Raw genomic sequence first — 22,871 nt, forward strand, 5'->3', positions numbered from 1 at the left:
ATTTTTATCTTAATTTCACTTTTTACTTATATTATTCAGCTGTACTTAGTTTTTCAAAGCTCCATACATTCATAAAGAACTCATATATTCTATCGAAGATGGTCTTCTTTGTTAAGCTATTCATGGCGATGGCATCTGTCTTAAAAACTTCTTCACCATCGATGTAGACTTTATATTCGCCAATCACGTCGCCTTCTTTAACGTGGCTATAGTCAAGGTCTGCGTCCATAATAAATTTTGTTTCTGTGTTGATACCATTGTTAAGTGAGCGAACGAAGTCCTCTTTTGGTTCTATCTCAAGCATTTCTTCCTTGTAATCATCAAGGCCATACTTAGCGACTTTACTAGACTTTTTCGAAAGAAGTATCTTTTTCGAATAATTATCTAAGGCATATTCATATACATAAGCAGAATTTTCTACGCGGAGCTCTTTAGTTTTGGCTCCAAGCATTACAAAGATAAATTCGTTGTCTTCAGTTTTAACGCCGTCACCTATACTATGGAAAGTCGCTACAAAGCAGTTGCCTGCGGCTCTTGTTGTTCCTGTCTTAAGTCCGGTAACACCATCGCGACCAAAAATCGGATTAGTGTTTTCTTCGTGATAATTCTTCTCAGGGTAATCAATCGCTACTGTTATCGTGTAGTCAATATAGTTTGGATGTTCTTTGATTATCCTCTTCGATAAATCTAAAACGTCCTTTGCACACATCGAGTTTTGTTTAAGGTCAGGCAGGCGAGGTAGACCATGGGCATTATAAAATACTGCGCCGTTGTAGCCAAGTTCCTTTGCCTTTTCATTCATCTTTGTCACAAAAGCGGCTTCGCTACCAGCTATGTGCCTTGCGATGGCTGCAGTAACGTCATTACACGAGTTTGTCATCATTATTTCAAGCATTCTCTTAAGTGTATATCTTTCACCAGGCTTGATACCCAATCTGTTTCCAGTAGGGTAGCAGTCTTCGCTTTTTATCTCAATTTCGTCACTCTCATGAATTTCGCCGCTCTTTAGTTTATTTAAAGCTATGTAAAAAGTCATTAGCTTTGATACAGAGGCTATGGGTACGCTTTCATTAATATTCGCAGAGCTCGCTATGATGGAGTCAGTTTCAACGTTGTAGAGTATATATGCTCTCGTATCTTTTACTTCTAAATCCTTTGCAAAGCTCAGATTTGTGCATAGCATCAGCGCTATAAGTATGGTGATTATGCTTCGTTTAAACTTATGCATCAAGCGCCTCCTTTACTTTCAAAATGCACTCTTTGTCAGAGTAGTGGACCTTTTCGCCCTTAATTAGCTGATAAGTTTCATGACCCTTGCCAGCAACGACAATGATGTCGCCTATCTCAGAGATTTCGTAGCTTAGATCAATCGCCTTAGCTCTATCAGGCTCAGTATAATGAGGTCCTTTGATAAAGGAAGCGATTTCATTACAGATTTTCATCGGTTCTTCAAAGTTTGGATTATCAGAAGTAACTATGCTAATATCTGCGAGCGCGTCACTTACTTGAGCAAGCTCCTCACGCCTTTTTTCGCTCCTTCCGCCGACAGAGCCAAACACAGTTATGACTCTATTCTTCTTAAATTTATTCACAGTCTCAAGTATTGACTTTAAAGAGATGTAATTGTGAGCGTAGTCAATGATGTAGAGCCTATCATGGACATTGATCTCTTCAAAGCGGCCGCGTATAGATATATTTTTAACCGCGCTAATGATTTCGTCCCACGCGTATCCAAGCTCCTTCATCACGCTGATGGCGGCGAGATAATTATAAATATCATAGTAAGAAATGCTCTTTACCTCAAATCTTTTGCCATTTACATCAAAATCACTTTGTATTTTAAATATATCATCAGAAATGATTATATTTTCAGCTTTATAATCACTTGCTTCGTCAATAGAGAAGCTAATAGCGTTTTGAATGACATTTTTAAGCTTTTCATCGTCTTTATTATATATAAACTTTTTCGAAACGTCCTTTAGTAGCATCTTGCTCTTAAAATAATCATCAAAGTCTGGATGCTCGATGCCGCCTATGTGGTCGTGCGAAATATTTGTAAAGACGCCGATGTCAAAACGAATGCCATAGAGCCTCTTCATCTTAAGGCCGATGGACGAAGCTTCCAAAACGCAGTGAGTGATCTTAGCTTCACGCATATTGTTCAGTATTCTGTATACTTCGTAGCTCTCAGGCGTAGTATTATCAACAGCTTCTTCTTTGTCTGCATAAAAAACACCATTGGTTCCGATTATGCCAGGCTTTGCGCCCATCTTTTTAAGCGCTTCGTATATGATGTTTGCTGTAGTAGTTTTGCCCTTAGTTCCAGTGATTGCAATCATCTTTATATCTTCATCTGGTTTGTTAAAAAAGTTTTTTGATATGATGGCAAGTGCCTTTCTTGTGTCAGCTACTTTTATAAAAGCGGCATCACCATAAGCGTGGGCCATGCTATCGTCCTCTACGATAAAAACGCGAACGCCTTTATCATATGCGTCCCTAATGTATTTGTGGCCATCACTAAGAGCGCCTCTAAGCGCAACGAAGAGAGTGCCTTTGCGCGCATACTTACTATTGTAGACGATGTCATCAATCTCTACGCCCTCTATATCATGACTTTCATTAATAATTTCAAGTCCATTTATAATATCTTTTACTAACATATTAGTATCCTTCTTTTATTTCTTTTCCGCATAGTTCAAGGCATTTTTTTGCAAGAGCAGTCGATGAGTCTATGAAGAAGTCTTTGTCGAAGCCCTTGTCTATATATATGGTTGAAAGCTCTGTGCAGCCAAGCAGAACGCAGTCACAGCCGCGTCTTTTGTATTCATCGATGATTGAGTGGAAGAGATCCATGTTACATTCTTTGCCCGCTTTTATCTCGCCATATATGATCTCCATAATCTTTTCTTGCCAAGCATCGTCTAAGACAACATAGTCTATGCCATGCTTTTCACAAGTTTTGGGATAGAGCTCGGTCTTCATAGTGCCGGTTGTAGTCATAAGGCCAATGCACTTTTTGCCTTTACTTAAGGCAAGCTTCACTGACTCTTCAAGCATATTAACAAAGTGCGCATCAACAGATGAAGCGACTTCATCGAAGAAGTAGTGACTTGTGTTGCACACCATGCAAATGACATTTGCGCCGGCATCTTGAAGCTTTTTTGCGTCCTCAATTAAGTAAGGCAGAGGAGACTCATCGCTCTTGCCTGTTAGGAAAAGCGTTCTATCTGGAGTTGATGCTCTGCTCGTTACGATGTAGTCTAAGTGATCTTGATCTAAATCGGCTTTAGTCATATTGACAAGTAAATTTTGAAAGTAAACCGAAGCAGCTGGACCAAGCCCACCTATGATACCTAATACTTTATTCATTTAATCACAACATTTCTTTTAAAATTCATATCAATATTATATAACGAAGCCATAGTTTTTTCAAGTATATTGACTATAAAGTGCTTGAAATATTCTTTCCTTTATTATATAATGAATTGGGGTGATATTAATGAACACGTTATCAGTAAAGATAAATGATTTTTTGTATTACATCGGAGTTAATGATAGACAAACTCAACTATTTGAGAATCAATGGCCACTTGAAAGAGGCGTTTCATACAACTCATATGTAATCAAGTCAACAAAGACTGCCTTACTTGACACAGTAAAGATAACAAAGGTGGATGACTTTGTGACTAAGTTAAAAGAAGTACTTGAAGGAAGAGATCTTGACTACTTAGTTATACATCACATGGAGCCAGACCACTCTGGTGCGATTGAAACGATTATCGATCTATATCCAAATGTTAAACTAGTAGGTAACAAGAAAACATTTGAGCTTCTTGAAAACTTCTACGATGTTAAGGACAATCTAGTCCTTGTTGATGACTTCGATACTCTTGACTTGGGCGAAGTATCACTTAAATTTGTCAAGACACCTATGGTGCATTGGCCAGAATCAATGGTTAGCTACGAAGAAAAGTCCGGCATACTATTCTCACAAGACGCATTCGGCGGCTTTGGCGCACTTGACGGAACTATCTTTGACGACGAAATAAACTGGGATCTATACAAGTCTGAGACAAGACGTTACTATTCGAACATAGTAGGAAAGTTCTCAAAACAAGTTCAAGCTGCACTTAAGAAGCTTGAAGGCTTTAAGATAAACATGGTTTGCCCTGTTCATGGACCAGTTTGGAAAGAAAATCCAGAAAAGATTATTGAGTGCTACGACAAGTGGTCTAAGCAAGAGACACAGGACGGTGCAGTTATTGTTTATGGAACAATGTATGGCAACACTGAGATGATGGCTGAGGCTATAGCAAGAAGACTTGCTGAAAGAGGCGTTAAAAACATAAAGATGTTTGACGTATCAAAGACTCACAAATCCTACATCCTAAATGAAATTTGGGAGTACAAAGCTCTTATACTTGGCTCATGCACATACAATAACGACTTATTCCCACTTATGAGTGACCTTGTCAATGTTCTTAAGATGAACAAATTACAAAACAGAGTAGTGGCTGTCTTTGGCTCATACAGCTGGTCAGGCGGCGCACTTAAGGCACTTAAGGAGTTTAGAGACGCATCAGCTATGGATATAGTTGAGACTACAGTTGAAACAAAGAGTGCTCCAAGCAAAGATGATTACATGATGCTTCGTCAAATAGCAGATGAAGTTGCTGATAAATTAGAAAATAAATAACAAATAATTTAAACCGATTTGGGTATATAAAAAGAGAGGTGATATTATGGAAATAACAAAAGATATGTTAATAGGTGAACTATTAAGAGAAAAGCCAGAAGCAGCATATATCCTTATGGAACACGGTATGGGATGCGTTGGTTGCCCTTCTAGCCAAATGGAATCAATTGAAGAAGCATGCCAAGTACACGGCCTAGACCTAGAACACTTAATGGCAGCTTTAAATGCGTAATTAAGAGCCCTTTTTTAAGGGCTTTACATAAGGAGATAATATGGAAATATATAGAAAAGATGCTTCCTTCAAAGAAAAAGATATAAGAAAACTATTTCTCTTGATGGGGGACTCATGTTTTGAGCAGCTATATAAACATGGCTACAGCGATGATAAAGTCGCTTGGATGATATATAGGTGGAACATGCATTTTACAGATGCTTTCTATGATGCCGATTATGAAAATATTTCTATATATACAACGCCTACAAAGGTGGATAGATTTTTTTCTTATAGACAATTCATTGTTAAAGCAAATGATTTGATGCTATTCAAGGGGACTGTTGAGGTCATCTACGTTGACAAAAAGACCTTAAGACCTGTTAGGGCAGACGATTTCGGAGAGGATTTAATTAAGATCTTTGATGAAGAAGATATTGGAGACGCTTATTACGACGGCAGTGACAATATAACTGACTTTGTGATTAAAGAGGTTTACATTGACGGCTACAAGCATGTCAACAACGGGGCCTATGTTGAAGAAGTATCAAAACTATGTGATAAGAGAATTAAGGATTTAAAGATAAAGTATCAAAAGCAGTGCTTGCTAGGTGAAGACGTTAAGATTGCATACAGACTACATGAAGATGGTGCAGACTTTAGGTTTTTCACTGATAGCGAGATAAAAGTATACGCAAATGTTTTGTATTAGGAGGTAAATATGAAGACTATTATGGCAGAAATCAATGTTTCTGAAGGTAGAAATATTGATACAATTGAAGAAATTAAGGCGGCAGTTCTTAAGGACAACAAGGTTACTATGGTTGACCTTAACTATGACGGTGACCACAACAGAAGTGTATTCACATTCAAAGGTAGTGTTGAAGATACTTTAGAAGCAGCTAAGAGACTTGTTGACGTTGCATTTGAAAGAATCGACATGACTACTCAACACGGCTCACACCCTAGACAAGGTGCTGTTGACGTTGCAGCTTGGGTACCTGTTAAGGACATGAGTACTGATGAAATGAACGAAGTAGTTCATGAATTTGGTAAATATGTTGGCTCAAAGGGCGTTCCAGTATTTTACTATGAAGACTCAGCTACTAGAGAAGACAGAAAATCACTAGTTAAGCTAAGAAAAGGCGAATACGAAAGCCTTGAAGAAAGACTTAAAGACGCTGAAAACTGGACTCCAGACGAAGGCGAAAGAAAATTCAATGCAAAGCTTGGAGCAACTGTTACAGGAACAAGATTCCCGCTAATCGCGTTTAACGTTTATCTAAATACTGAAGATATGGATATCGCTAAAGCTGTTATGAGATCAGTTAGAGCAAAGACTGGTGGATACACAGCTGTAAGAGCAATCGCTCTACCTATCGAAGATCAAAAATGCACTCAAGTATCTATGAACTTAGTTAATTATGAATTGACACCTATTCATAGAGTTTTTGAAACTATCAAGAGCGAAGCAGAAAGCTATGGCGTTACAGTTAAGTCATCAGAACTAGTTGGACCAGTTCCAGCATATGCACTAGAAGAATTATTAAGATTCTACATTAGATTAGGAAACGGCTTTACAGCTGATCAAATCTATAACTAATATTTATAAAATACTATAAAAGGAGGTATTCATCATGGACAACGACAGAAGAGAAGCAGAGCTCGAACAAGACAAAATTGAAATATTAGACTTATACAAAGGAAAGAAGCCGAAAGCCCTGATTCAAAAGCTTTCGAATATGAATGCCGCCGATGTAGCAGAAATTTTGGACGAGTTGGAGGTAACTGATGCGACAGTTATCTTCAGACTCCTTCCTAAAGATAAAGCAGTAGATGTATTTACATACTTCGATAGCGAGCAGCAACAAGACATCATATCGACAAGTACTGACGCGGACGTAGAGTACATCCTTAAAGAGATCTTCTTCGATGATAAGATTGACATGCTTGAAGAGATGCCAGCTAACATCGTTGACAAGATACTTGAAAAGTCCAGTCCGAGTGAAAGAAAATTAATAAATCAGTTCTTAAACTATCCAGAGGAATCAGCTGGAAGCATAATGACCATCGAGTACTGCTCGGTTAAGAAGACATTAACAGTTAAAGAGGCCATGGCAAGACTTAAAAAAGTTGGCCTACAAAGAGAGACAATCTATACTATATATGTAGTAGATGACAATAGAAAGCTAGAAGGAATTGTATCACTAAGAGAGTTAGTAATTGCAGATGACAATACAGTAATCGGAGATATAATGAACAAAGATGTTGTTTATGTCAATGTTTACGAAGACCAAGAAGTAGTCGCAGGCGTAATACAAAAGTATGACTTTGTTGCCGTACCCGTTGTTGATAACGAAGAAAGAATCGTCGGCATCATCACAGTTGACGACGTTATCGACATCATTGAACAAGAAGCAACAGAAGACTTCCAAAAGATGGCTGCCTTAAGTCCATCCGAAGAAGAGTACTTAGATACACCAGCCATTACACTAGCAAAACACAGGATAGCGTGGCTACTGTTCTTAATGGTGTCAGCGACACTTACAGGCTCGATTTTACAACGCTTCGAAGACTATATAGCGGCGATACCAGCCTTACTAATCTTTATTCCGATGCTTATGGACACAGGCGGTAACGCTGGTAGCCAAAGTGCTACACTAGTAATTCGTGGACTTGCAGTTGGCGAGATAGAGCCAAAAGACGCATTTAAAGTTTTATGGAAAGAGCTTCAAGTATCAATACTTGTAGGCTTAGCCTTATCACTAGTAAACTTTGGACGCATAAGACTACTTCATCCAGACCAAGATCCAAAGATAGCCTTAACTGTATCCATCTCAGTTATGTTTACAGTTATGCTAGCTAAATTAGTCGGCGGACTTCTTCCTATTGGTGCGAAGAAAGTTAAACTTGACCCAGCCATCATGGCGTCGCCACTAATCACGACTATAGTAGACGCAACATCACTTCTTGTTTACTTTGCTGTAGCAAGATTGATGTTAGGTATATAGATTAAGGAGAATGATTTGAAAACTATTATATTGACAGCTACTGCAGGTGAAGGACACAATTCAGTAGCAAGAAGTTTAGATAATGAACTTAAAAGCCGCGGCATAGAAAGCCACGTCGTAGACATTTGCCAGATCAATGGTGATTGGCTTAAAGACTTTGCCAATGGTTTTTACAATATGAGCATAAACTATTTCCCAAGTCTTTATGGAGCAAGCTATGATTCAGCAGATAAAAAGATACAGGACTCAAGCGGTGCTCAGCCGCGTAAGATAGCACAAAAGATGCTTGCTGTAGAGATAAAGAAGTTCATAGATGAGTTTCAGCCTGATGCCATCATAGCTACACATGTTTTTGCGGGCAACCTTCTTAGCGATATGGTTGAGGATGGTTTTTACAATGGATTGACAGTAGGCATCATAACTGACTTTACTGTACATCCATTCTGGGAGGACAGTACCGGACTTGATTACTTAGTTACGCCTCATGAAGACCTTGAGATACAAATGCAAAGAAAAGAGATACCACTAGAGAAGGCTCTTCACTTTGGCATACCTATTCACAAGAAATTTTTCGAGCATCTTGACAAAAAAGAGATGAGAAGGAAACTTGGTCTTGATGAGAACAAAGAAACAGTTTTACTAATGAGCGGCTCGATGAGTCACGTAAGAGTTGACAAGGCGCTTAAGAGGATAGACATGCTGCCAAACGATTTTCAAGTGGTAGTCTTTTTAGGAAAGAGAAAGACGCTTCTAAAGAAAATTGAGAAGATGTCTTTAAAGCATCCTATAAAGATAGTGGGCTTCGTATCAAATATCGAAGAATACTATAGTGCAGCAGATATCATAGTTACAAAGCCAGGTGGACTTACTACAAGTGAGTGCATCGCAAAAGGCTTACCGATGATAGTTGTCGATCCGATTCAAGGACAAGAGGCAAGAAATGTTGAATTTTTAACAAATCATCAGCTTATACTTGCTTCATCAAAGACTTATCGCGAGGTCGAAGCGCTTAACACTTTTATGAACAACGAAGCTGTTAGGGGCAATATCCTTAGAAGCTTGGAGCAAAATTATAAGGACGACCCAGCAAAGAAACTTATAGATTTTATGGTGAAAGAACTTGAGAAATAAAAGAGAAGAATTAGAATTAATTATGCAAGAGCAAGAGTATCCAAACCTTGCTTTTGCTTTTTATGAAGATAAAAAATATGTAGTGAAGAACGAGATAAAGGGACGCAAGCTTCGTATAAGAACGAAGAGAAAGAAAAATGGCGTTTATTATTGTGACGTTATAGAAAGGCTTGAAGATAGTCCACTTGAGAACGGCTCCCCATGCGCTCATTATAAGGACTGTGGCGGCTGCCTTTATCAAACACTTCATTATGAGGATGAGACTAAGATAAAAAAGGATATGCTCGCAAAATTATATAGTGAAGTATTTGATGGGGAAATGATTTTTCATCCATCACTAGAAATATCAGGCTATAGAAATAAGATGGAGTATACTTTTTCCGATAGAGGCGACGAGGCGAGAACCTTAAGCCTAGGTCTACACAAGAAGAAACGCTTCTACGAAGTAGTCGAGACAGACGATTGCAATATAGTCGATGACGATTTTACAAAAATTAGAGTAGCGGTACTTGAGTACTTCAAGGCAAAGGGCATCACTTATTATCATAAGAAGCTACACGAGGGCACTCTAAGGCACCTAGTAATTAGAAAAGCCTACTTCACTAATGAGATTCTTATCAACTTAGTAACGACATCAGACTATGTAGTGCAAGATGACTTTGTAAATATGCTTCTTGAGCTAAATTTGGATGGTGAAGTAAAATCCATTTACCATACAAAAAATGACGGCGTATCAGACGTAGTTCAAGCAGATGAATTAATTCTTGTTTATGGCAAAGAAGATATAGACGAAGAGCTTCTTGGACTAAAGTTCAAGATAGGACCATTTTCCTTCTTCCAAACTAATTCAAGAGCAGCTGAGAGAATGTATGGACGTATACAAGAACTTTTAGGCGAAGAAAATCTTGATGTGCTATTTGACTTATACTCAGGCACAGGGACCATAGCTCAGATACTTGCGAAGAAGGCAAAAAAAGTTTATTCTATAGAAATAGTCGAAGAAGCATCGAGAAAGGCGCGCCAAACATGCGAGTTAAATGGCATAGCTAACGTAGAAGTAATTAATGGAGACGTTTTAAAAGTTATAGACGAGGTAGAAGAAAGACCAGACGCCATCGTCATAGACCCACCGCGCGAAGGAGTTCATCCAAAAGCCTTAAAGAAGCTAATCGATTATAAGGCAGAAAAGATAATTTACGTCTCATGTAACCCAAAAACGCATGTAAACGACTTGAAAGAATTTATAGAGGCAGGCTACAAGATAAAGCTAGTGGAAGTATTTGATAACTTCCCTAAGACAAGCCATGCCGAAGCCCTAGCCTTATTAGTAAGAGAGTAAAGGAGCAGATATGATACTATATTTTTCAGGAACGGGTAATAGTGAATACATAGCGAAAAAATTGTCAGAAGCATTGGACGATGAAGCGCTAAATCTATTCACATATATAAAGAATGGCAAGGCTGAGACTTTTCATTCAGAAAAGCCTTTCGTCTTAGTCGCACCTACATATAGCTGGCGCGTGCCAAGATTTTTGTCGGAGTATTTATTGGGCTGCACCTTTACTGAATCGAAAGAGATCTACGTAATTTTAAACTATGGCGACTCATGTGGAAACGCAGAGAAATACATTAGAGAAAATACTAAAAAGCTTGGACTAAATTTTAAAGGCCTTTATGGCATAAAGATGCCAGAAAATTATTTGATGCTATTCAATCTTGACTCCGACGAGCACAATAGAAAGTTAATTGATGAAGCAAAGGCAAAGATTGATGAGGCAGCAGCCATTATCAAAGAGGGCAAAAATTTTCCTGAAGTGAAGAGCGACTTTGCTGGCAAAATTGAGTCAAGCCTTGTTAATAAGTTTTTCTTCAAGTTCATAGTGAGTGACAAAAAATTTTATTACACAGACAAGTGCATCAAGTGCGGCCTTTGTGCTAAGAATTGCGTTTTAAATAACATTACTTACAAGGACGGCTACCCAGTTTGGAACGGCAAGTGCACTCACTGCGCATCATGCATCGCGAAGTGCCCGACAGGCGCGATTGAGTATGGCAAGAAGACCATTGGCAAGGAGAGATACCTTTTAACTAAGGTAGTTAATGAGAAAAAATAAAATAGCAATGCATAAAAAGAAGAGCTGCGAAATATTTCGCAGCTCTTCTTATGAGCGCAGTCTATATAAGATTGTATTCTTTAAGCATTTCTTCTACTTCGGTGCCATTGATAAGTTTCTTAGCTAGCATTTTCTTAGTAAATGGCACATCAATATCTGGTTTTTCTCCATCGTTTAGTGCGCTTACAGCGGCAAGCATATATCTTACGTCATATCTTGAAGCGAACACTTCGGGAACTTTCTTTTCAACGCCTGTTAGTACATAAACAGCTTCCATAGCGCATCTACCTGAGTATTCAGTAGTAAATACTGTGTCACGACCAGGATTGTCAAGTGTTTCCACGAATTGACCAAGGAAGGCAAAGTTAACTGCGTTCTTTGGAACTACATAAGGTCTGTCACCAAAGCTTCTTGGCATGAATTGTGCCGTGATATATGGCATAAATACTGGGATAGTTTTTGTTTCTTTAGCAAGTCTATCAATATCACTAACAGGAACACCTATGTGGTATAACCATTCTTTAGCTATTTCTTCACCAGTGCATTCGTGCATAGTCTTTTTGATGTAGTCGCCTTCTTTGTCAGTAAATAACGAGTAAACCCAAACTGCAATTTCATCTTCAGGTTGACCGATGTATTGGCCTTGTCTGTTGATAGTCCAGCTCATTAGCCAGCTTGAGTCAAGACAAGTAACGATACCGCCAGTAACAACTTTACCTGTATATGGGCTTCTCTTAGTTATATTTTCAATGTATTTTGCTATCTCTTTACTCTTAACAGTTACAGTTGCTGATTCCCAGTTAGTTTTGTCAACATCTGAAGCAAATACTTCTGGCTTACCAAAGTCATCTGACTTCTTAGCAATATTTTTCCATAGTCTAAAGCTTTCTTCTGTATTTTCTTCTTTTATAGCAGGTGTATCGTTGCTACCATAAACAGATGCTTCAACTATAGATCCAGTTGTGATGAATAGTAAATCGTCTTCATTAAGGTTTATAGATTTGTCTTCGCCAGTTTTAGTGTCAACTGCAACTATCTTCTTAGCAACTTTCTTTGTATCACTAATTTCAAAGTCTACATCGATAACGTTATAGTTGTATTCTGTTTTAACTCCTTTATCTTTAAGCCACTTCATTAGAGGGACAACTAGCGATTCATATTGGTCGTATCTTGTGAATTGTAGTGCAGATAAATCAGGAAGTCCTCCTACGTGATGTATAAATCTGTTCACATATAATTTTAATTCTAGTGCTGAATGCCAATTTTCGAAAGCAAACATTGTTCTATAGTAAGTCCAGAAATCGCTTTCTAAAAATTCTTCGGAGAAAACATCTTCAACAGAAACTCCTTCTAGCTCCTTATCTGGTGTTGCAACTAAATGTAGTATCTCTTTTATAACGTCTTTTGATAAATTAAATTTAGCGTTATCATATCTTTCACCTTGATTTTTTGTAATTCTGCAGTTACTGTAGTTAGGGTCATCAAGGTTTGTGTAGTATAAGTCGTCAAGTACGGACATATTTGGATCTTCTCTTGAAGGAACTACACTAAATAAGTCCCACAAGCACTCGAAGTGATGACCAGTTTCACGTCCGCCTCTTGCTACATAACCAAGCTCATTAATTACTTTACCATCAAGAGCACCGCCTGCGATGTCATCTTTTTCTAAGAAAGTAATCTTAGATGGATCCATCTTAGCATCTTTAATTAAAAATCCAGCAGCACTTAGTCCTGCAATTCCTGTGCCTACAATATAAGCCTTCTTGTTTTCAATTCCCTTTGGTTTTCTTGAGTTGACTAGTCTGTCGTAGTCACCGTTACCAAGTTTAAGTCTTTCGTCAAAAGTTTTAATTTCCATAATTTTACCTCCATTTAATACTTTTATTTTTCTTGTATTAATATCATACCCTGTATAAATGTGTAAATCACTGGTTAAACGGCATTTGCTGACTAAGCTTTGACCTATTGATTACTTTTGACTAAGGTTTATATAAAATAAAAAAATGTGTAAATTTTGTATTTTAATATATCTTTACACATTTTTTAAACAATTTATTTTATTTGTCTAATTTTTCACTTATTCTTAAAGACCTTTCTATGTTGCCATCAAAAAGAGAACCTATCCTAGTGATAATGTATTCAGGTGACTCTTTCATCCCGTCTTGTATCCACTTATCGAGTAGACCAACTAGAGCTGCTCTATAAAAGTCTATTATGAGCTCTTTATCTGCACCCTTAGCATTAATGTTTTTAGTCTTTACTTCATTCTCCACATATTTACTCATTACCGATTCACAAACTTTGAATAGGTAATTATCAAGCTCAGCTTTGTCAATGGACTTAAATATACTTAGCGTTGCCTTTTTATTATTTAATATAAAGCTAACTGCTTGTAAAAGGCTATTCTCCCACGAGTTCGTGTAGTTGAACTCTTCATCAACCTTAGCGAGTTCATCGTTAAGTATCTCTTTTATGAGCATGTATATGTCTTCATAATGGTAGTAGAAAGTGTTTCTGTTGATTTCACATCTATCAGCGAGTTCAGCTATAGTTATATTTTTTAAGCTTTTCTCTTCTGCTAATAGTAAAAACTCTCTTTTAATTAAATTTTTTGTATATTGCTTAGCCAAGTATAACACCCCCTTATATATCTATAATAATTTTACCCAAAGTATATTATTTTATATCGCAAAGACCATAAACATCGTGTAAGCCACTCACTCTTAATGCTACCGAAGTCATTGACTAAAAACCGTATTTATGATAAAATATCTATATTATTATATAAGGAGGCAATTATGATTAAATTACACAACACATTATCAGGATTAGTAGAAGAGTTTAAACCTATAAATGATACTAAGGTGAACTTTTATTGTTGTGGTCCTACTGTTTATAACGACATACATGTAGGCAATGCCAGACCTTTAGTTGTATTTGATACAGTTAGAAGATTTTTGATATTCATGGGCTACGACGTAAAGTATGTTTTTAACTTCACTGACGTAGACGATAAGATAATTAATAAAGCGAACGAAAGCGGTATCACTTCGAACGAAGTGGCTGAAAAGTACATCGAGCGCTTCAAAGATGTTGCGGGTAGGCTTGGTATTTATGACTATGACAATATAAATCCAAGAGCAACTGAACATATGGATGAGATCATAGACTTTGTCAAGGCGCTTGTTGATAAGGGCGCTGCATACGAGTCAGATGGCGATGTTTACTTCGACACTACTAAGGCGAAGGACTACGGAAAACTTTCTAAGAAGAACATCGATGACCTTATCTCGGGCATGAGAGTCGATATAAATGAAAAGAAGAAAAATCCATTAGACTTCGCTCTTTGGAAGAAGGCTAAACCAAATGAACCGCACTGGGCATCACCATGGTCCGAAGGTAGACCTGGCTGGCACATTGAGTGCTCGGCTATGAGTAGGGCAATCTTAGGTGATACGCTTGATATACACGCTGGCGGCAGCGATTTAGAGTTTCCTCACCATGAGAATGAAATTCAACAAAGTGAGGCTCTAACAGGAAAGCCATTCGCAAAGTATTGGCTACACAATGGCATGGTCAATGTTGATGGCAAAAAGATGAGTAAATCACTAGGCAATTTCATTTTGCTTAAGGATTTGCTTGACGATTATGACAAGGATACGGTAAGATTTTTTATCTTGTCAACTCATTATAGAAAGCCTATGAACTTCACTAAAGAAGGCATGGACGGAGCGAAAAACTCTGTTAAGAGGATACACAACGCTCTTAAGAGACTTGAAGCGATTAAAGATACAGGCAAAAAAGCTTCAGATGAGATCATCAAAGACATTGACAATGAAGTAGCTGCTTTTATAGCCGCTATGAGCGACGATTTTAATACAGCTGACGCACTTACATGCATTTTCAATATTGTTAAGATAATTAATAAGCTTGAAGACGATGATTATGAAAGCGCAAAATATATAGAAGATAAATTAAATGATTTACTAAAAGTTCTTGGCCTTGACGATAGTGAAGCGGTGATGAAAGCTGGCGATGAAGAAGAATCACTTGGCGAAGATGAAGAAAAGATTAAAAAGATGATAGACGAGAGAAATGAAGCAAGAGCAAATAAAGATTATGCCAAGGCTGACAAGATTAGGGACGATTTACTAGCCATGGGCATAAAGATTATAGATAGCAAAGACGGACAAAGATGGGAAAGGATCTAGATATAACCGAGCTTTTCGGTATTGACTACAGTGATGCTGAGATTAATGAGATGAGCCCAATAAGGCTTGCCTACATTGGCGACGCTGTCTACGAGCTCTTTGTGCGCTACTACATCGCGAAAGAGCCGCTAAAGGCGCACGAGCTGCAAAAGCTATCGACAAAGTATGTAAGTGCTTATGCGCAAAGAGATGCCTTTGAGAAGATCAAAGACGAGCTAACAGAGGACGAACTTTATGTATTTAAAAGAGCCAGAAACCATAAGTCACATAAGGCACCAAAGAATACAGACAACAGTGCATACAAGGTGTCAACAGGCTTTGAAGCTCTCATTGCATATCTATTTTTGAAGAAAGAATACACTAGACTACTGGATCTAGTTAAATTATGTTTGGAGGATTAAATTGGAAGAACAATATATATACGGAAGAAATCCCGTTATGGAACTTTTGAAGAATGGCAGGGCCATCGACAAATTATATGTGCAAAAAGGAGAACTAAAGGGTTCAATCGGCAGAATCTTAAGCCTTGCAAATGAACATGGCGTCATAGTACAAAGAGTTGAGAGAGAAAAGCTTGACTCGTTAGCAAAGGGTGAAGTGCATCAAGGTGTTGTCGCATTCACAGCAGGTTTTGAATATAAAACGCTTGAAGATGGATTTAAGCTTGCAGAGGAAAAAAGCGAGGACCCTTTCTTTGTAATTTTAGATGGTATTGAAGATACTCATAACCTAGGCGCAATCATTAGAACAGCTGAGTGCGCTGGCGTTCACGCGGTTATCATCCCAAAGAGAAGATCCGCTATGGTTAACGAAACAGTTTACAAGGCTTCAGCAGGAGCAGTTGATAACATGATAGTTGTTAACGTAACTAACCTTAATCAAACGATTAAAGAGCTTAAAGAAAGAAATGTATGGATATACGGACTTGATATGGATGGCCAAAAATACACAAAAGCAAATCTATTAGGCCCGGTTGCGCTTGTAGTTGGATCAGAAGGCAAAGGACTATCAGATCTTGTTAAAAAGAACTGCGATGCTATAATTAGCCTACCTATGTTTGGCAAGACAAACTCATTAAACGCGTCAAATGCGGCAGCCATTGCCATGTATGAAATTTTAAGACAGAAGGATGAAAAAGAAAAAGCTTAGGCAAATACTCTACGTTGACGGCTACAACGTCATCAACTCATGGGAGCATTTGAGAGATAGGAAGGAAGAGTCGCTAGAGGCCGCTCGTGATGAGCTGGAGAATATCTTAGAAGAGTACATGCGCTACAATAAAGAGCGTATCATACTTGTCTACGATGGTCACCTGATTAAAGGTAATCAAGGCGAAAAGAAAATAGTAAAGGGCCTTGAGATAGTTTTTACTAAGGAGAATATCACGGCAGACTCATATATTGAGAGGGAAGTAGCTAATATGCCTTATGGCTATAGAATAAGAGTCGCGACAAGTGACCTTGCCGAGCAAAGCCTTATCTTTCAAAGAGGCGCCTCAAGACTTAGCTCAAGGGAGCTCGCTATAGAGATAGAAAATTCTAAGCGTACACAAAAAAGAATTTCTAAGAAAATCAATATGATTAACAATATGAAAATATCCGGCATCGATGAAGCAGAACTAGAAAAATTGAAGGATTTAGATTTATAAAATAAATTTGCGGAGGAGACTTATGAAGAAAAAAATTACAATCGCAATACTAGCTCTTGTGCTTGTATTTACACTTACTAATAAAGCTGATGCACAGACATTTAAAGATATTAACGGTCATTGGGCTAAGGAATATATCGAGTGGGCCGCAGATAATGATATAATCAATGGATATAAGGACGGATACTTCAAACCAGATAAAAAATTAACTAGAGCAGAGTTTATACAAATAATAACAAGTATGAAAGGAATGGATTTGATAGAAGTTCCAGAAATTGACACAAAAGACGTTCCCACAAGTGCTTGGTATAGAAAAGCCTTTGAAGATCTTATAGGTATGAGGATCTTAGGCAATATTGAAACTTTTAAGCCAGAAGAAGCTATTACAAGAGATGAAGCCTTTGGACTTTTAGCACAATTATTCCCATATAAAGAACAGCAATATCAATTAAGCTTTGCTGATAATGCAGAGATAAGAAGATATAGAGACATAGCCGTACTTAAAGAGATGGGCTTGATTAATGGTGATACAAGAAACAGAATGAATCCAAATAAGGGCCTTAGCAGAGCAGAATTTACTTCTATATTATATAATATAGAAAATAAATCTATAAAACTAAATATTGACGATCTTTATAAGGCGATGGCGGATTATGATTTTTACTTTGACTTTAATGAAAATTTTGATTTAGAAGGCTATATGCTTAGGTATAGACCACTTGGCGAAGTAGCATATAAGGGCGATCCACAATTATGGGGCTTACTTAAGGCTATAGAAAATCAAAAGCCTACATTTACTTATCATAAAAAGAAAAATGATAAAACTGATCCTGGCGAAATAGCTGCGATGCTAACAAGCCAAACTATGGGAAAACCAGAAGCGCTATTTTTTAATAACAATACATTCTTTTATACCTATACAAAAAATACAGTTACATTACAATTAAATTATATAATGAGTGCAGCTGAAGGACAGGATGTAAAAGATACAATTAATAGTATCAAATATCAAACTACGGGCATGAGTGATTACGAAAAAGTAAAATATATACATGATTGGATAGTTAATAACGCTCGTTACGCAAGCGGCAATGACTTTATGAATGTTGAATACATTATGCAAGGCGGCGTAAATGCTTACAGCCCTATATCAATATTTAGAGGCGGAGAGGGAGTGTGCCAAGCATATGCAGGCGCTTTCAACATACTAGCTAAAGCTTGTGGCCTTAGTACTAAGATGGTGGTAGGTGAAGCTACCAGCAATCAATCGACTGGCCCACACGGGTGGAACCTTGTTAATGTTGATGGAAAGATATATCACGTCGACACTACATGGGATGACCCTGTGACACATGACGGAACAGATATACTTAGATATGATTACTTTTTAGTAGATGACGATACTCTTGCTAAGAACCATGGATGGGAAGGAGACATACGTCTTCGCGCTAAGTATGGCTGCTTAAATGATAACGTTAATAAAGGTGAAGATGACTACTATAGTTATGATAATAATTAATATTAATTAATATAGTAAGAGCTAAAATTAAATTTTATAAATTTTATATCAAAATAATTTAAAAAAAGCTTGACAAATTGACGAAACTACGATAATATATATAGGTAGTTGTATAATACTTTTTAGAGTATTATATGAGTAGGAGGTGTTTATAAATGAGAGAAAAGGTCGTATTAGCTTGCACAGAATGCAATCAAAGAAATTACACAACTAAGAAGAATAAGAAGAACACTACTGAAAGAATTGAACTTCAAAAGTACTGTAAGTTCTGCAAGAAGCACACAGCACATAAAGAAACAAAATAATTTTTAGGAGTTGATAACATGGCAGAAGTAGAAAAGAAAGGTAAAACAAGTAATTTCTTAAAAGGCGTTAAAGCTGAAATGAGAAAAGTTATTTGGCCTAGCAAGAAAGATTTAGTTAATTACACATTAGTTGTAATTGGAATTAGTGTGGCTGTAGCTGCATTAGTATACCTTATCGACTTGGGAATTGGCGCTATATTTAAACAAATTATTAAATAGTAATGAGCGATTTAGATTTAAATGAAAACAAGGCTAATTCTATCGATTTATCAGATAGAGAAGCCGATGCCAAATGGTATGTAATCCATACGTATTCAGGATATGAAAATAAGGTAAAAGCTACAATTGAAAAGATGATAGTTAATCGTGGCACAGCTGACGGTATTTTTAAAGTTGAAGTGCCTACAGAAGAATACGTAGAAAAAAAGGATGGCGTCAAAAAAATCAAATCCAGAAAGATATTCCCCAGCTACGTGCTAGTCAAGATGATTATCAACGATAAATCATGGTATTTAGTTAGAAATACCAGAGGAGTAACAGGTTTTGTTGGACCACAATCAAAGCCTATACCATTGACAGAGAAAGAGCTTTATAACTTAGGCGTCCACACTAAGTCCATCATAGATGATACTAAGAAGGACGTTAACTACAAACACGGAGATCACCTAGCCGTTACAGACGGACCATTTAAGGGCTTCGAAGCGATAGTTGACACAGTTAATGAAGACGCTGGCACTATAAAGTGCTCTGTTAATATGTTTGGTAGGGACACACTTGTAGAGTTTGAATACTATCAAGTAAGCCCTATCACAAAATAGCTATTATCATAAAGATAATATATAAAAGTGCGTAAAGCACAAAAATCGAGGAGGTGCGAATATGGCAAAAAAAGTTAGCGCAATTGTCAAACTTCAAATACCGGCTGGAAAAGCTACACCTGCACCACCGGTAGGAACTGCACTTGGACCACACGGCGTAAATATTATGCAATTTACAAAGGAGTTCAATGCTAAGACTCAAGATAAAGTAGGTCTAATCATACCAGTTGTTTTAACTGTATATCAAGACAGATCATTTACTTTTATCACAAAGACACCACCAGCTCCAGTATTGATCAAGAAAGCTCTTAACATTCAAAGCGGTTCAGGCGAACCAAACAAGAAGAAAGTAGCTAAGCTTACAAAAGATCAAGTTAAGGAGATCGCAGAAATGAAGATGCCAGACTTAAATGCAGCAAGTGTAGAAGCAGCTATGAGCATGGTTGCTGGAACTGCAAGAAGTATGGGCGTTGAAGTAGAAGAATAATTCTACTTATTAGGTGGGAGAAAATTCGTTATTACCACAAGGAGGTTAGAAAATGGCAAAAAGAGGTAAAAAATACCAAGACAGTTTAAAAGAATTCGATAAAAATGAATACTTCGAATCAGATGAAGCCATAGGTGTTGTTATTAAGACAGCTAAGGCAAAATTTGATGAAACTGTTGAACTACACTGCAGATTAGGTGTTGACTCAAGATATGCTGACCAACAAGTTAGAGGCGCAGTAGTTCTACCACACGGTACAGGTAAAACTAAAAAAGTTTTAGTTATCGCTAAGGCAGACAAGCAAGAAGAAGCTAGAGAAGCAGGCGCAGACTTCGTTGGAGCAGAAGACATGGTTGAAAAGATCCAAAAAGAAAACTGGTTTGATTTCGACGTAATCGTTGCTACACCAGATACTATGGGTCTTATCGGTAGACTAGGTAAGGTTCTAGGTCCTAAGGGCTTAATGCCAAACCCTAAGTCAGGAACAGTTACATTTGAACTAGAAAAGGCTATCAAAGATATTAAAGCAGGTAAAGTTGAATATCGTTTGGACAAAGCAAACATCATTCACTGCCCAATAGGTAAAGTATCATTTGGTCCAGAAAAGCTTCAAGAAAACTTTAATGCTATCATGTCAGCTATAATCAAAGCAAAACCAGCTGCAGCAAAAGGAAAGTATTTAAGATCTGTTACACTTACTTCGACTATGGGTCCTGGAGTAAAAGTAAATAGCTCAAAAATTACTGAATAAAGTATTGACTTTTCAGAAAACTTTTGATATAATAAACTAGTTAACAGAGTTAATTTAATAGGAATATATAAACCGTAGACAGTAGGTGCGTAAAGCTTAATTACCTACCGAGGATATGATAAGCCAGTATCAACCCCCTTATGTCTATAAGAGGGTTTTTTATTGACATAGATTATAAACGGGATTAGCAATAAGCTAAGGTTCCTATTTTTCCAGTGGAGGTGAAATAGTGAAAGAACATGTTTTAGAACAAAAGAAACAAGTTGTTCAAGAAATTAAAGAAAAACTTGAAAAATCAGAATCCATAGTTCTTATGGACTATAAAGGATTAAACGTTGCAGATGTTACTGATTTAAGAAAGCAATGCAGAGAAAGCAATGTTGAGTATAAAGTTTACAAAAACACTATGCTTAGATTTGCTCTACACGAATTTGGCGTTGAAGGCTTAGATGAGTACTTGGAAGGAACAAATGCTGTTGCATTTGCATATGACGATCCAAGTTCAGCTGCAAAAGTAGCTTACAAGTTTGCTAAAGAAAATGACAAACTTGAAATCAAAATCGGTTTAGTTGATAAAGACATATTTGATGTAAATCAATTAAAACAATTATCAGAACTACCATCGAAGGAAGTTCTTATCGCAAAAGTACTTGGCGGCTTAAATGGACCAATCCAAGGTTTTGCAAATGTATTAAATGGAACTATGAAGGGCTTAGTTGTAGCTCTTAACCAAATTGCTGAAAAGAAAGCAGCAGAAGCATAAATAAAAATTTTTTGGAGGTATTTATAATGTCAGAAAAAGTTACAAATTTAATTGAAGAAGTAAAATCACTTACAGTTTTAGAATTATCAGAACTAGTTAAAGCACTAGAAGAAGAATTCGGAGTATCAGCAGCAGCTCCAGTAGCAGTTGCAGCAGCTCCAGCAGCAGGCGGAGCAGCTCCAGCAGCAGAAGAAAAATCAGATTTTGATGTAGTTCTTGAAGAAGCTGGCGCTGAAAAGATCAAAGTTATCAAAGTAGTTAGAGAAATCACTGGCTTAGGATTAAAGGACGCTAAGGACTTAGTTGACGGAGCTCCTAAGACAATCAAAGAAGCTGCACCAAAGGCAGAAGCTGACGAGATGAAGAAGAAACTTGAAGAAGTTGGAGCAAAAGTTACATTAAAGTAATTTAGATAAACTTATTAAAAGCAGCCATGTGGCTGCTTTTTTTGTTGTGGGTTGACCACAATAAAACCCCCAGCTATGCTGGGGGAATCAGTAGCTTTAGCTTCAAGTTAAAACTCCTTTCATGATATAATAAAAATAGTCTACCAAACTACAATAAATATCAGAAAGGAGTTAATCCAATTGGATAAGAATATTTTATCACATACAACTTGGGATTGTAAATACCATATTGTATTTGCGCCAAAATATAGAAGGCAAATAATTTACGGAAGAATAAAAGAAGATATAGGAAAAATATTAAGAGACCTTTTGTCAAGAAAAGGAATAGAGATAATAGAGGCAGAACTGTGTCCAGACCACATTCATATGTTAGTAAAAATACCACCAAAATTTAGTGTTTCAGAAATTATGGGATATTTAAAAGGAAAAAGTAGTCTAATGATATTCGATAGACATGCCAGTTTGAAATATAAATATGGCAACAGAAATTTCTGGTGCAGAGGCTACTACGTAGATACAGCAGGAAAAAAATGCTAAAAAGATACAAGAGTATATACGCAATCAACTTAAAGAAGATTTTACAAAAGATCAAATAAGTCTTAAAGAATATATAGATCCATTCACTGGAGAAAAGACAAATAAGTAAAAAGAAGTAAAGAGGCGCTTTAGCGTCAGTTGAGAAAGTAGTGCAAGTGGTAGACTTTCAACGTGCACAAGGTGCACAGCAGGTAAAAGCCCCTTGCAGGGGCAGAGCAAACCACCGGCTACGCCGGTGGTTATGATACATAGAGGTGGTCTA

25 protein-coding genes, 1 pseudogene and 1 other annotated feature are annotated in these 22,871 nt (G+C 37.2%); of the genes and pseudogenes, 21 read left to right on the forward strand and 5 right to left on the reverse strand.

Annotated elements, in window-relative coordinates:
- Positions 1-31 precede the first annotated feature (31 nt).
- Genes AC1EJ0_RS01765 through AC1EJ0_RS01775 form a run of 3 tightly spaced genes read right to left on the reverse strand, consistent with a single transcriptional unit; the run spans position 32 to position 3,369 of the window.
- Positions 32-1,228, reverse strand: a complete 1,197-nt coding sequence (locus AC1EJ0_RS01765; RefSeq protein WP_480023021.1) for a D-alanyl-D-alanine carboxypeptidase family protein — start codon at positions 1,226-1,228, stop codon at positions 32-34.
- A complete protein-coding gene (locus tag AC1EJ0_RS01770; protein ID WP_480023020.1) occupies positions 1,221-2,660 on the reverse strand; it encodes a UDP-N-acetylmuramoyl-L-alanyl-D-glutamate--2,6-diaminopimelate ligase in 1,440 nt (479 codons plus the stop codon). The genes AC1EJ0_RS01765 and AC1EJ0_RS01770 overlap by 8 nt, the downstream gene beginning before the upstream one ends.
- 1 nt (position 2,661) lies before the next feature.
- Positions 2,662-3,369, reverse strand: a complete 708-nt coding sequence (locus AC1EJ0_RS01775) for an aspartate/glutamate racemase family protein (protein WP_480023019.1) — start codon at positions 3,367-3,369, stop codon at positions 2,662-2,664.
- Between the two features lie 130 nt (positions 3,370-3,499).
- Between AC1EJ0_RS01775 and AC1EJ0_RS01780 the strand changes: the two genes are divergently transcribed.
- From AC1EJ0_RS01780 to AC1EJ0_RS01815, 8 genes are read left to right on the forward strand one after another with little or no spacing between them, the layout of a single operon-like run.
- Positions 3,500-4,696 carry an FprA family A-type flavoprotein gene (locus tag AC1EJ0_RS01780; RefSeq protein WP_480023018.1) on the forward strand — a complete coding sequence of 399 codons (1,197 nt, stop codon included), beginning with the start codon at positions 3,500-3,502 and terminating at the stop codon, positions 4,694-4,696.
- A gap of 46 nt (positions 4,697-4,742) precedes the next feature.
- Positions 4,743-4,928, forward strand: a complete 186-nt coding sequence (locus AC1EJ0_RS01785) for a DUF1858 domain-containing protein (RefSeq protein ID WP_058260008.1) — start codon at positions 4,743-4,745, stop codon at positions 4,926-4,928.
- A gap of 40 nt (positions 4,929-4,968) precedes the next feature.
- Positions 4,969-5,619: a hypothetical protein gene (locus AC1EJ0_RS01790; RefSeq protein WP_480023017.1), complete on the forward strand. Its 651-nt coding sequence runs from the start codon at positions 4,969-4,971 to the stop codon at positions 5,617-5,619.
- A gap of 9 nt (positions 5,620-5,628) precedes the next feature.
- The gene (ftcD, locus tag AC1EJ0_RS01795; RefSeq protein ID WP_480023016.1) at positions 5,629-6,510 is read left to right on the forward strand and encodes a glutamate formimidoyltransferase; all 882 of its coding nucleotides are present in this window, start codon (positions 5,629-5,631) and stop codon (positions 6,508-6,510) included.
- A 34-nt stretch (positions 6,511-6,544) separates the two neighbouring features.
- Positions 6,545-7,918 (forward strand): magnesium transporter, encoded by a 1,374-nt coding sequence (gene mgtE / locus AC1EJ0_RS01800; RefSeq protein ID WP_480023015.1) that lies wholly within the window; start codon positions 6,545-6,547, stop codon positions 7,916-7,918.
- 15 nt (positions 7,919-7,933) lie between these two features.
- Entirely contained in the window at positions 7,934-9,049 is a 1,116-nt protein-coding gene (locus AC1EJ0_RS01805) for an MGDG synthase family glycosyltransferase (RefSeq protein ID WP_480023014.1), read from the forward strand.
- The gene (rlmD, locus tag AC1EJ0_RS01810; protein ID WP_480023013.1) at positions 9,039-10,388 is read left to right on the forward strand and encodes a 23S rRNA (uracil(1939)-C(5))-methyltransferase RlmD; all 1,350 of its coding nucleotides are present in this window, start codon (positions 9,039-9,041) and stop codon (positions 10,386-10,388) included. The genes AC1EJ0_RS01805 and rlmD overlap by 11 nt, the downstream gene beginning before the upstream one ends.
- Positions 10,389-10,398: 10 nt before the next feature.
- Positions 10,399-11,163: an EFR1 family ferrodoxin gene (locus tag AC1EJ0_RS01815; protein ID WP_480023012.1), complete on the forward strand. Its 765-nt coding sequence runs from the start codon at positions 10,399-10,401 to the stop codon at positions 11,161-11,163.
- A gap of 61 nt (positions 11,164-11,224) precedes the next feature.
- On the opposite strand, the gene AC1EJ0_RS01820 is transcribed toward AC1EJ0_RS01815, so the two are convergent.
- Positions 11,225-13,021 (reverse strand): oleate hydratase, encoded by a 1,797-nt coding sequence (locus AC1EJ0_RS01820; protein ID WP_480023011.1) that lies wholly within the window; start codon positions 13,019-13,021, stop codon positions 11,225-11,227.
- A 199-nt stretch (positions 13,022-13,220) separates the two neighbouring features.
- Positions 13,221-13,793 (reverse strand): TetR/AcrR family transcriptional regulator, encoded by a 573-nt coding sequence (locus AC1EJ0_RS01825; RefSeq protein ID WP_480023010.1) that lies wholly within the window; start codon positions 13,791-13,793, stop codon positions 13,221-13,223.
- Between the two features lie 168 nt (positions 13,794-13,961).
- Between AC1EJ0_RS01825 and cysS the strand changes: the two genes are divergently transcribed.
- From cysS to tnpA, 13 genes and pseudogenes are all read left to right on the forward strand, one after another.
- Complete coding sequence (cysS, locus tag AC1EJ0_RS01830; protein WP_480023009.1) at positions 13,962-15,374, forward strand: cysteine--tRNA ligase; 1,413 nt, start codon at positions 13,962-13,964, stop codon at positions 15,372-15,374.
- The gene (locus AC1EJ0_RS01835) at positions 15,359-15,775 is read left to right on the forward strand and encodes a Mini-ribonuclease 3 (protein WP_294795092.1); all 417 of its coding nucleotides are present in this window, start codon (positions 15,359-15,361) and stop codon (positions 15,773-15,775) included. The genes cysS and AC1EJ0_RS01835 overlap by 16 nt, the downstream gene beginning before the upstream one ends.
- Position 15,776: 1 nt before the next feature.
- On the forward strand, positions 15,777-16,523 hold the full coding sequence (rlmB, locus tag AC1EJ0_RS01840) for a 23S rRNA (guanosine(2251)-2'-O)-methyltransferase RlmB (RefSeq protein WP_480023008.1): 747 nt from the start codon (positions 15,777-15,779) through the stop codon (positions 16,521-16,523).
- On the forward strand, positions 16,504-17,022 hold the full coding sequence (locus tag AC1EJ0_RS01845; RefSeq protein ID WP_480023007.1) for an NYN domain-containing protein: 519 nt from the start codon (positions 16,504-16,506) through the stop codon (positions 17,020-17,022). The genes rlmB and AC1EJ0_RS01845 overlap by 20 nt, the downstream gene beginning before the upstream one ends.
- Before the next feature lie 22 nt (positions 17,023-17,044).
- A complete protein-coding gene (locus tag AC1EJ0_RS01850; protein WP_480023006.1) occupies positions 17,045-18,541 on the forward strand; it encodes an S-layer homology domain-containing protein in 1,497 nt (498 codons plus the stop codon).
- Between the two features lie 155 nt (positions 18,542-18,696).
- A complete protein-coding gene (rpmG, locus tag AC1EJ0_RS01855) occupies positions 18,697-18,846 on the forward strand; it encodes a 50S ribosomal protein L33 (RefSeq protein ID WP_019213927.1) in 150 nt (49 codons plus the stop codon).
- Between the two features lie 18 nt (positions 18,847-18,864).
- A complete protein-coding gene (gene secE, locus AC1EJ0_RS01860) occupies positions 18,865-19,065 on the forward strand; it encodes a preprotein translocase subunit SecE (protein WP_294795104.1) in 201 nt (66 codons plus the stop codon).
- 2 nt (positions 19,066-19,067) lie between these two features.
- Positions 19,068-19,664 (forward strand): transcription termination/antitermination protein NusG, encoded by a 597-nt coding sequence (gene nusG / locus AC1EJ0_RS01865; protein WP_242854189.1) that lies wholly within the window; start codon positions 19,068-19,070, stop codon positions 19,662-19,664.
- A gap of 61 nt (positions 19,665-19,725) precedes the next feature.
- Positions 19,726-20,151 (forward strand): 50S ribosomal protein L11, encoded by a 426-nt coding sequence (rplK, locus tag AC1EJ0_RS01870; protein ID WP_019213924.1) that lies wholly within the window; start codon positions 19,726-19,728, stop codon positions 20,149-20,151.
- Positions 20,152-20,203: 52 nt separating this feature from the next.
- Complete coding sequence (gene rplA, locus AC1EJ0_RS01875) at positions 20,204-20,902, forward strand: 50S ribosomal protein L1 (RefSeq protein WP_480023005.1); 699 nt, start codon at positions 20,204-20,206, stop codon at positions 20,900-20,902.
- A 54-nt stretch (positions 20,903-20,956) separates the two neighbouring features.
- Positions 20,957-21,073: a sequence feature (ribosomal protein L10 leader region), on the forward strand.
- Positions 21,074-21,131: 58 nt separating this feature from the next.
- Positions 21,132-21,665, forward strand: coding sequence for a 50S ribosomal protein L10 (rplJ, locus tag AC1EJ0_RS01880; RefSeq protein WP_058260022.1), 534 nt, complete (start codon positions 21,132-21,134; stop codon positions 21,663-21,665).
- A 26-nt stretch (positions 21,666-21,691) separates the two neighbouring features.
- Complete coding sequence (gene rplL, locus AC1EJ0_RS01885) at positions 21,692-22,072, forward strand: 50S ribosomal protein L7/L12 (protein WP_082244083.1); 381 nt, start codon at positions 21,692-21,694, stop codon at positions 22,070-22,072.
- A 180-nt stretch (positions 22,073-22,252) separates the two neighbouring features.
- Positions 22,253-22,718 (forward strand): annotated as a pseudogene (tnpA, locus tag AC1EJ0_RS01890) (IS200/IS605 family transposase).
- Positions 22,719-22,871 lie beyond the last annotated feature (153 nt).

It is taken from the genome of Fenollaria sp. C0166D3, from assembly GCF_056590255.1.